This is a genomic window from Streptosporangiales bacterium (assembly GCA_009379955.1).
Lineage (GTDB): Bacteria > Actinomycetota > Actinomycetes > Streptosporangiales > WHST01 > WHST01.
The window spans coordinates 36,524-45,368 of record WHST01000044.1 but is presented as its reverse complement, the minus strand read 5'-3'; the positions used below and the strand labels follow the sequence as shown (position 1 = coordinate 45,368).

At 68.5% G+C, this 8,845-nt stretch carries 8 protein-coding genes; all 8 read right to left on the bottom strand.

Going from position 1 to position 8,845, the window contains the following annotated elements; translation table 11 throughout:
* Positions 1-250: 250 nt before the first annotated feature.
* Genes GEV10_14980 through GEV10_14945 form a run of 8 tightly spaced genes read right to left on the bottom strand, consistent with a single transcriptional unit; the run spans position 251 to position 8,810 of the window.
* The gene (locus GEV10_14980) at positions 251-1,141 is read right to left on the bottom strand and encodes a carbon monoxide dehydrogenase (GenBank protein MQA79760.1); all 891 of its coding nucleotides are present in this window, start codon (positions 1,139-1,141) and stop codon (positions 251-253) included.
* The gene (locus GEV10_14975) at positions 1,104-2,654 is read right to left on the bottom strand and encodes a UbiD family decarboxylase (GenBank protein MQA79759.1); all 1,551 of its coding nucleotides are present in this window, start codon (positions 2,652-2,654) and stop codon (positions 1,104-1,106) included. The genes GEV10_14980 and GEV10_14975 overlap by 38 nt, the downstream gene beginning before the upstream one ends.
* Positions 2,462-2,974 (bottom strand): 2Fe-2S iron-sulfur cluster binding domain-containing protein, encoded by a 513-nt coding sequence (locus GEV10_14970; GenBank protein ID MQA79758.1) that lies wholly within the window; start codon positions 2,972-2,974, stop codon positions 2,462-2,464. The genes GEV10_14975 and GEV10_14970 overlap by 193 nt, the downstream gene beginning before the upstream one ends.
* Positions 2,964-5,288, bottom strand: coding sequence for a molybdopterin-dependent oxidoreductase (locus tag GEV10_14965; GenBank protein MQA79757.1), 2,325 nt, complete (start codon positions 5,286-5,288; stop codon positions 2,964-2,966). Before GEV10_14965 ends, GEV10_14970 begins: the two co-directional genes overlap by 11 nt.
* Positions 5,285-6,127: an ABC transporter permease subunit gene (locus GEV10_14960; protein MQA79756.1), complete on the bottom strand. Its 843-nt coding sequence runs from the start codon at positions 6,125-6,127 to the stop codon at positions 5,285-5,287. Before GEV10_14960 ends, GEV10_14965 begins: the two co-directional genes overlap by 4 nt.
* Positions 6,124-6,996: an ATP-binding cassette domain-containing protein gene (locus tag GEV10_14955; protein ID MQA79755.1), complete on the bottom strand. Its 873-nt coding sequence runs from the start codon at positions 6,994-6,996 to the stop codon at positions 6,124-6,126. Before GEV10_14955 ends, GEV10_14960 begins: the two co-directional genes overlap by 4 nt.
* Positions 6,951-7,763 (bottom strand): ABC transporter permease subunit, encoded by an 813-nt coding sequence (locus GEV10_14950; GenBank protein ID MQA79754.1) that lies wholly within the window; start codon positions 7,761-7,763, stop codon positions 6,951-6,953. The genes GEV10_14955 and GEV10_14950 overlap by 46 nt, the downstream gene beginning before the upstream one ends.
* 6 nt (positions 7,764-7,769) lie before the next feature.
* Positions 7,770-8,810, bottom strand: a complete 1,041-nt coding sequence (locus GEV10_14945) for a hypothetical protein (GenBank protein MQA79753.1) — start codon at positions 8,808-8,810, stop codon at positions 7,770-7,772.
* Positions 8,811-8,845: the final 35 nt, after the last annotated feature.

Here is an 8,845-nt window from a genome sequence, read left to right as displayed (position 1 = left end):
TGATCAACGTGGACTTCACCTCGTGCCGGGACGAGGTGAAGTCCATGTCGGTGAGGTGAAGCTCCACCGACGACCCTCGCAGCGCACCCGTGAACGGCACCCTCACCATGCCCCGACACGGTGAGGGTGCCGTTCACGTGTCGTGGCCGCGAGGCGACCGGCACCACGACCGAGTCCACCCTTGTCACCCGCCCGGGGTCGCCGTACCAGCGGCGATGGATGACTGACAAGTCCCGCCGGACGCGGACGGTCAGGTCACGCCGGCTGCGGTGCAGGCTCGTTTCGTGGCGACGTACACCAGGTGGCGTTTGTAGTCGTCGCTTCCGTCGGCGTCGGCCACCGGGTTCGCGGCCGCACCGGCCGCCGCTGCGACGGCATCGGTGTCCGACGGGTCGGCCGCCAGGCGCGCCTCCGCCTCGGGTACCCGGCACGGATGGTTGCCGACGGCTCCGACGACGACGCGTGGCGCATGCGCGTCGTGCACGACTGCCACGTTGACGACCGGCCGCTCGCGGAACTTGACGCGTTCGTACGCGACGGCGACGTCGTGGCGCGGGATCGGGACGTGGACCTCCGTCATGACCTCGCCGTCCGCGAGAGCTGTCGTCAGCGCGCCCAGGATGAAGTCCTCGAGTGCCACTGTCCGCTCGCCCCCGGTGGAGGCGAGCCGGACCTCCGCACCCAGCGCGATCAGCAGGGTGGCCGGGTCCGAGTGCGGTTCGGCGAAGCACAGGTTGCCGCCCAGCGTGCCGGCGTTGCGCACGCGCAGGTTGGCCACACCGCGCGCCAGTGCGGCGAGTGCCGGCATCGCCGTGCGTACGACGGGCGAACGCTCGATGTCACGGTGTGTCTCACCGGCCCCGATGCGCAGGATGCCATCGGTGCTGTCGAGGCGCCGCAGCTCGGGCAGGCGCTTGCCGTCGACGAGTAGTGACGCGTCCGCCATGCCGAGCTTCATCAGGAGCAGGAGCTCGGTGCCGCCCATGTAGAAGGCCGCGTCGTCACCGAAGCGCTGCAGCAGATCGAGTGCATCGGTGAGAGACCGGGGGCGTTCGACTGCGAACCGCGGAAGCAACCGTTCACTCCTTGCCGATGCGTTCTGGTCAACCGAGGTACTGCGACAGGTCGAGGTCGGCCGCACCGGGGACCTTGACCTTCTCGAACCGACCGGCGGCGCCCAATGGCTTGGTCGCGTCCATCCCGAGCTTGGCGGTGATGACGTCCTCGCCCACCGACGGGTCGAGCTCGTTGCCCTTGCCGCCCTCGATGACGACGAGGTCGCGGTCGGCGCGGAAGCGTGTCGCCACGGCCCACTCCACGTCGCGGGCGTTGAAGGGATCGACGTCGTCGTCGACGACGGTCACGTGCTTGATGTCCCTGACCGCGTACAGGGCGGCGATGATGGCGTCCTTGCCGTCGCCCTGGTGACGCTTGCGGATGCGCACGACGGCGTGGAACTTGCCGCAGCCGCCCGGCGTGATGTGGACGGCCTCGGTGTCGGGGAGCATGCCGCGCAGGGTCGAGAGGACGACCGGCTCGTACGGCATGCCGAGCAGGTTGTGGTGCTCGGACGTGAACGCGACCAGCGACTGGCAGAGGGCGTCGGCGCGGCGGGTGATGGCCTTCACGCGGAAGACCGGGCTCTTGGTCTCCCTGCCGTAGTTGCCCGTGTACTCCGCGAACGGTCCCTCGGGCAGGCGCACACCGGGCTCGATCTCGGCCTCGATGACGATCTCGGCGTGCGCAGGCACGTGCACCGGCACCGTCTCGCATCTGACGAGCCGCTCCGGCGAGCCCTTGAGCGCACCGGCGATGCCGAGCTCGTCGAAGCCCAGTGGGATCGACGAGCCCCACGTCGCCGCCGCGAGACGTTCGGCGCTGTCCATCCCCAACACGATCGCGACGGGGACCGGGCGGTCCTCGGCCTCCGCGGCCTCCAGCATCCTGCGCAGGTGCCGGGGGAGGAGGAGCCCGCGTAGCTCGTCGGGTCCCGTCACCTGCAACCGGTGGTAGGACAGATTGCGTACGCCGCGCTCCTGGTCCTCGGCCACGACGATGCCCGTGGTCAGGTAGGGGCCGCCGTCGCGCTCGTAGTGCGTCAGCACCGGCATCTCCGCCGCGAGGTCGATGTCCGTCGTGCGGACGACCTCCTTGACGGGTCCGGTCTCGACGAACTCCGGCGCGATCGGGTGGGCGATCGCGTCGGCGTAGTGCTGGGCGAGGTCCATCGTCGACACGCCGAGAGACGCCGCGATGCGCTGCCGGTCGCCGTCGGTGCCGATGACGACGGGAAGGTCGTGACCCGCGACGTCCTCGAAGAGCAACGCGGGTCCCGGATCCATCCTGGTGGCGACGGCGGCCACCTCGAAACGCGGGTCGACGGTCTTCCTGATCCGGACGAGATCGCCTCGCGCCTCGAGGAAATCGACCTGTTCGCGAAAGTTGCTCGGCAGCCGGTCCACTATGTGTGCCTTCCCTCGTCGGCTCGGTCCATGCTGTCGGCTGCGGCGACCACGGCGTCCATGATCGTGACGTACCCGGTGCAGCGACAGATGTTTCCTTCCAATGCCTCGCGCAGCTCCTCCCGCTCCCGCACGCCGTCGGTGAGCAGCTCGTGGGCGGTCAGCAGGAAGCCCGCCGTGCAGAATCCGCACTGGAGCGCGCCGTGATCGAGGAACGACTGCTGCAGCGGGTGCAGCGTGCCGTCGGGGTTGCCCAGACCCTCGATGGTGCGCACCTGACGCCCGTCCAGCTCGAGAGCGAGCGTCGTGCACGAGCTCACGGTGCGACCGTCGACGAGGATGGCGCAGGCCCCGCACACCTCGACGTCGCAGGACCGCTTCGTCCCCGTGAGTCCGAGCGTGTCCCTGATGACGTCGATGGCCAGCTCGTGCGCCTGCACGGTCAGCTCGACGGTACGGCCGTTCACCGCACACGCGATCGGAACCTCGTGGCTGCGGGGGTCAGCGCTCATCCGAGGCTCCGTCCAGGTCTCGGAGTGCCCGCCATACGCGCTCAGGTGTCAGCGGGAGCTCGCGCAGGCGCGCGCCCGTGGCGGCGTACACCGCGTTGGCGATCGCGGCTCCGACGGGGAGGATGCCGCCCTCACCCGCGCCCTTCGCGCCGTACGGGCCCGGGCCGTCGCCGTTCTCGATGAACGCCTCGGCGAAGCTCTCCGGGACATCCGTCGTCCGCGGCACCCGGTAGGAGAGCAGGGAGTCGTTGGCGAGCTGCCCCTGATCCCACTCCAGCTCCTCGTACAGGGTGTGACCGATGCCCTGGACCACCGAACCGTGCTCCTGGCCGGCGAGGAGCAGCGGGTTGACGGCCTTGCCGACGTCCGCCACCGAGGCATAGCCGATCAGCCGCACCTGGCCGGTGTCCGTGTCCACGCTCACGCTCGCGGTACCCGCACCGACCTCCCAGAACGCGGGTGTCGTGGCGAACTCGCCTCCCGTCACCTCACCGATTCCGTAGAAGTTCCCACCGTTCTGGCCGAAGTGCCGGTGGACGAAGTACTCCATCGGCCTGGCACGGTCGCCGGGGCCGGTCACGACTCCCTCGTGGACGACGACGTCGTCGGGGGAGCAGTCCCACTCGTCACCTGCCGCCCGCACCAACCGCGCGCGAATGCCGGAAGCCGCGCGGTACACGGCGAGACCCGACATCGAGGTCGACCGGCTGGCTCCGGTGGACGCGTCGTACGGACCGTGACCCGTGTCGGTCGGGGTCACGGTGACGTCGTCGTAGCGAGCCCCGAGTGCGTCCGCCGCTATCTGACGCATGACGGTGCGGACGCCCTGACCGATCTCGGTGCTCCCGACCGCGACCGTCAGCGACCCGTCCGCGGCCAACCGCAGCACCGCCGTCGAGACCGGCGATGCTCCCGGATCGGCCACCCCCATGGCGAACCCCGTGCCGAACCGTTGGCGCGACTGCGAAGGGGTGCCGGTGTCGAGATCTCGTGCGAGTCGCTCCAGCGAGTCGAGGCCTTCGGAGATGTCGGCGTCCATGGGGGTACGGCCGGCCCTGAACTCGGCTCCGCGCCGTGCGACGACGCGGCGACGTGTCTCGACCGGATCGAGGTCGAGCGCCACGGCGATCTCGTCCAGGTGTGACTCGAGGGCGAACGCCGCCTGCGGGCCACCGACCGCGCGCATCGAGCCGGCAGGAGACGTGTTGGTGAAGACCAACCGTCCACGAGCCCGATAGTGCGGGAAGTCGTACGCGCCCAGGCCTCGGAAGACACCCTTGGCCACGACGTACGGGCCGAGAAGCGTGTACGCGCCGGTGTCGTAGGAGATGTCCAGGTCGTAGGCGACGATGTCGCCGTCCTCGTCCACGCCCGAGCGGATCCGGGCGAGGGCGTTGTGCCGGCGGCTGACGGTCATCGCCTCGGACACGTCGAACTCCAGGCGCACCGGGCGTCCCACGGCACGCGACAGCGCGACCGTGAGCGGTTCGATGTGGGTGAAGGACTTGCTCCCGAAGCCTCCGCCGACGAACGGCACGGAGACCCGCACGTCGTTGACGCCGACACCGAACAGGCGGGCCAGGTCACGCGTCACCTGCGACGGGTGCTGCGCCGGCGACCACACCGTGATGGTGTCCTCCACCGTCTTCGCGACCACGGTGAACGGCTCCATCGCGTACTGGTAGACGGCCGGGAACCGGTAGGTGCCCTCGAAGGTGCGGGCGCAGTCGCGAAGTGCGGCGTCGACGTCGCCGCGGGACGTCTCGTACACCAGCCCGGTGTTCGACTCACCGAAGGTGAGCGGCAGGGGCGAGGAGTACACGGCATCCTCGACCTCGAACCCCGTGGGATGGACAAGTGGACTGTGTGGAAGCAGTGCGTCGTCGAGCGTGAGTGCTGCTTCCTCCGCCTCGATCTCGACGGTCACCGCGAGCGCTGTCGATCGAGCCAGCTGCCGGGTGTCGGCGACCACTGCCGCGACCGGCTCGCCGGCGAAGGTGACGCGGTCCTCGGCGAGGATGGGTCTGTCGCGGATCACCACGCCGTACCTGGTGTCGGTGCATCCGACGGGAGGCTTGCGCAGATCGGCCGCGGTGAGCACGGCGTGGACGCCCGGGGTCGCCAACGCGGCCTCGACGTCGATCCGTCTGATCACACCCTTGGGAACCGGGCTGCGCACGACGGCGGCCTCCAGCATTCCCGGCAGCCTGACATCGCCGGCGAACATCGCGCGACCGGTGACCTTCTCGTAGCCGTCCTCACGGGGGAGGGCCTGTCCGACCGCATGGGGAGCCGGGTAGTCGGCGCCGCTCATGCCACCCTCGTCCCTGACCGCCACCGGTACAGGTGTCGTTCGACTCGCTGGAACCCGATCGCGTCGATCAGCCACATGACGATCACGAACAGCGCGGCCCAGGCGATGCCCGAGGCGACGTCCAGCAGGCGGAAGCTGCGACTGATCTGTGTCCCGATGCCGCGGCTCGCACCGACGGCCTCGATGACGACGACCAGCTTCCAGGAGAGGGCGAACGACGTGCGCATCGCCGCGAACAGTGCCGGCAGCAGCTGCGGCAGGACCACGTGACGGAAACGCTTCATCGACGTGAACTTGAAGACGTACGCCATCTCCTCCAGCGAGTGATCCCGTCCGGCGACGGCACTGACGAGGATGTTCGACGCGTACGGCGTCACGATGAACACGAGGGCGATGAGGACGCTCAGCTCCGAGATGCCGATGAGCAATGTGGCGAAGATGATGGCGACCGGCCCGGGGACCGCCAGCGCGGCCAGCACCCACGGCTTGAGCACCCCTTGCCACCACGGTGAGCTGCCCATGGCCACACCGATGACGACTCCCAGGATCGTGCTCGCGACGAAGCCGATGGCGACACGCCGCAGCGTCGAGAGCACGTCAACGTAGGAGCTCGGGTCGGCGAGGATGCGGGCCGCCGCACCCAGGGTCTCGGTCGGTACCGGAAGGCGCGGTACGGCCGCGGCGACGAGGTACCACGCGACGACGATCGACAGGACCGCGACCACCGCCGCCAACGAGTCGCGTGGCACCAGGCGGGTGGTGAGGTCGCGCACCCGGCGACGGGGCACCGTCACGTTCGGCGGGTCCGCTTCGCGCTCCCGCACGTCGGTGGTCCTCACGTCGATTCCCGTTCCGGGGCCGGGGCGCCCTTCTGCCCCCACTCGACGAGCAGGTCTTCGATGACGCTGGCCTCCAGCTTGGCGAGGTCGACGTCCTCGTGCGAGCGCACGCGGGGCACGTTCACGTCGATCGTCCGGTACAGGCGGCCGGGGTAGGTGCTGAGGACGAAGATGCGGTCGGCGAGGAACATGGCCTCGTGCACCGAGTGGGTGACGAAGACGATCGTCTTCCCCGACGCCTCCCAGATCCTGAGCAGCTCGTCGCGGAGCTCACGCGCCGTGAGCTCATCCAATGTGCTGAACGGCTCGTCCATCAACAGGTAGTCGGGATCGATCGCCATGGCTCGGGCGATGGAGGCACGCTGGCGTTGACCGCCACTGAGGTTCAGCGGCCACGCGTCGTGGAACGAACCTATCTGGAGCGCGTCGAGGTAGGTCCTGATGATGTCCTCGTGCTCCTCGGATGCCACGCCGGCGGCGTCGAGCGCGAGCGAGATGTTCTGCGAGACGGTGCGCCACGGCAGGAGTCTGTGGTCCTGGAAGACGTAACCGAGACGGGGAAGCGATGCCTGCCGGTCGTAGATGTCCTCGCCGTCGACGAGGATGCGTCCGGCCTGCGGAGGCTTCAGGCCACTGAGCGTGGCCAGCAGCGTGGACTTGCCGCACCCACTGGGCCCGAGTACGCAGATGAACTCTCCGCTGCCGATCTCGAAGCTGACGTCCTCGAGGATGGGCACAGCCGGGTCATACCACGTTGTCAGGTTGTGGACCTCGACGTATTTCTCAGACATGTTCCCGTCCCGAGTGGTCGCGCACGTTGTCGTCAGCCGGCCGCAACGAGCTGCTCGCGGTGCTTGCCCGGTCGCCATCGGAAGACCCGTCGCTCGACGATCTCGAGAACGCCGTACTCGATGACGGCGATGATGGCGAGGAAGACGATCAACCAGACGGCGACGCGAGCGATGTCGAACAGGTCGAACGCTCTCTGGAACTCGTGACCTATCCCTGATCGCACCGCGAAGATCTCGGCGACGATGAGCACCTTCCACCCGAGCGCGTGCGAGTTGCGAATGGCCGAGAAGACGTACGGAGCCATGTGCGGCAGGACGACGTGGCGTATCGTCCTGGCCCGGCCGAACCGGTAGACGTGCGCGGCCTCCAGATGGGCGCCCTCCAACGACCGGAGCCCGTCCTGCATCGGTACCGCGGCGAACGGGAACACGAGCACCGCGACGATGAGGACGGCGCTCCAGGTCGTGGTGCCGAGGATCACCAGGCCGAGGAGTGCGAGCAACAGGCTCGGCACCACGATGGCGATCCGGACGTATGTTCTGACCATCGCCTGCACGAAGCTGCTGCGCATTCCCGCGAGACAGAGCAGGAGTGCCGCAATCATGCCGACACCGATGCCGATGACCAGGCGGACCAGGGAGCTCAACACGGGGCCGTAGGTGGCGGGATCGCTCACGATCTCGATGGCCGCCGACGTGACCTCGCTCGGTGACGGCAGAAAGACCGTGAACCGGTAGACGACGGTCCAGAGCAGGACCATGACGAGCACGGACACGACCGGGAGCGCGCGGAGGAGGACCTTCGAACGCGACCATCCGCCCTGCGTCCTCGCGTCGGTGGTCATGGACGTCTACTTCAGGAGCGAGTCGAGTGGCTCGGCCACATGCCGGGGTGCCTTGTCGAACAGGGTGCCTTGCTTCGCCATCAGCTCGAGGAAGGTTCCGATGTTGCTCGCCTCTTCTGGCGTGAGGCCGGTGGTGAACAGTTTGCGCTTCTCGAGGTAGGTCGTGAACGTCTCGAGCCCCTTACCACGGAGACCCAGCAGATCGTTGTATGCGCGGTCGGCGACGATCTTGCCCGGATCGGCGTTCAGGACCTTCGCCGCGTCGCCCCACGCGGCGAGCACGGCCTTCGCGAGCCGGGGGTTCTTCGTCAGCCAGCCGCGGAACGCGCCGACCGTCGTCGTCCAGAGGGTGCCACCGGTGTGTCGTTCCCACTCCGCGCCAAGGTCGTAGACCTCCTTGATGCCGCCCTTCACGGTCTGGGTGGCTCGACTGATGTTGGGCTCGAAGTTCAGGATCGCGTCGACCTGGTCGGAGGCGAGCAGGGGCACCAGGGCCGCGGGTGCCGCCAGTACCAGGCGGAAGTCCTTCTGAAAGCTCAGTCCGTCGTGATACTGATCGAGCAGCATCGAGAGCGACAGCGTGCCGGTGGAGTCGTCGCCGTAGTGGCCGACCTTGCGACCCACCAGATCGTCGATCGACTCGAACGGGGCGTCGGCACGGGTGATGATCCGGAGATGGTTCTTGGTGTTGCCCGAGAACATGACGACGTCGTTGCCCTTGCTCTTCATCACGCCGATGTCGGGCGGGCCGATGTCGAACGCGACGTCGCTCTCGTGGCCGAGGAAGTTCTGGGCCGACGCATCCGCCGAGACATACTGGAAGTCGCCCTTGAACCCGTGCGCCTCGTCGAAGCCCTCCTCCTCGATCACCCGGAGCGAGAGCGCCGACATCCCGCCGTCGAGGGCCTGGATGTGCACGGTGGGAAGCTTGCCGTTTCCTCCACCGGACCCTCCGCAGGCCCCGGCGAGCAGACCCACGCCCGCCACGCCCGTGATCTGCGCGAACTGACGCCGAGTGAGCTGTGACTCGTGGCCGGCTGCCCTCATGACGGTCGTGGTCCCATGTCGGACTCCTCGGTCTT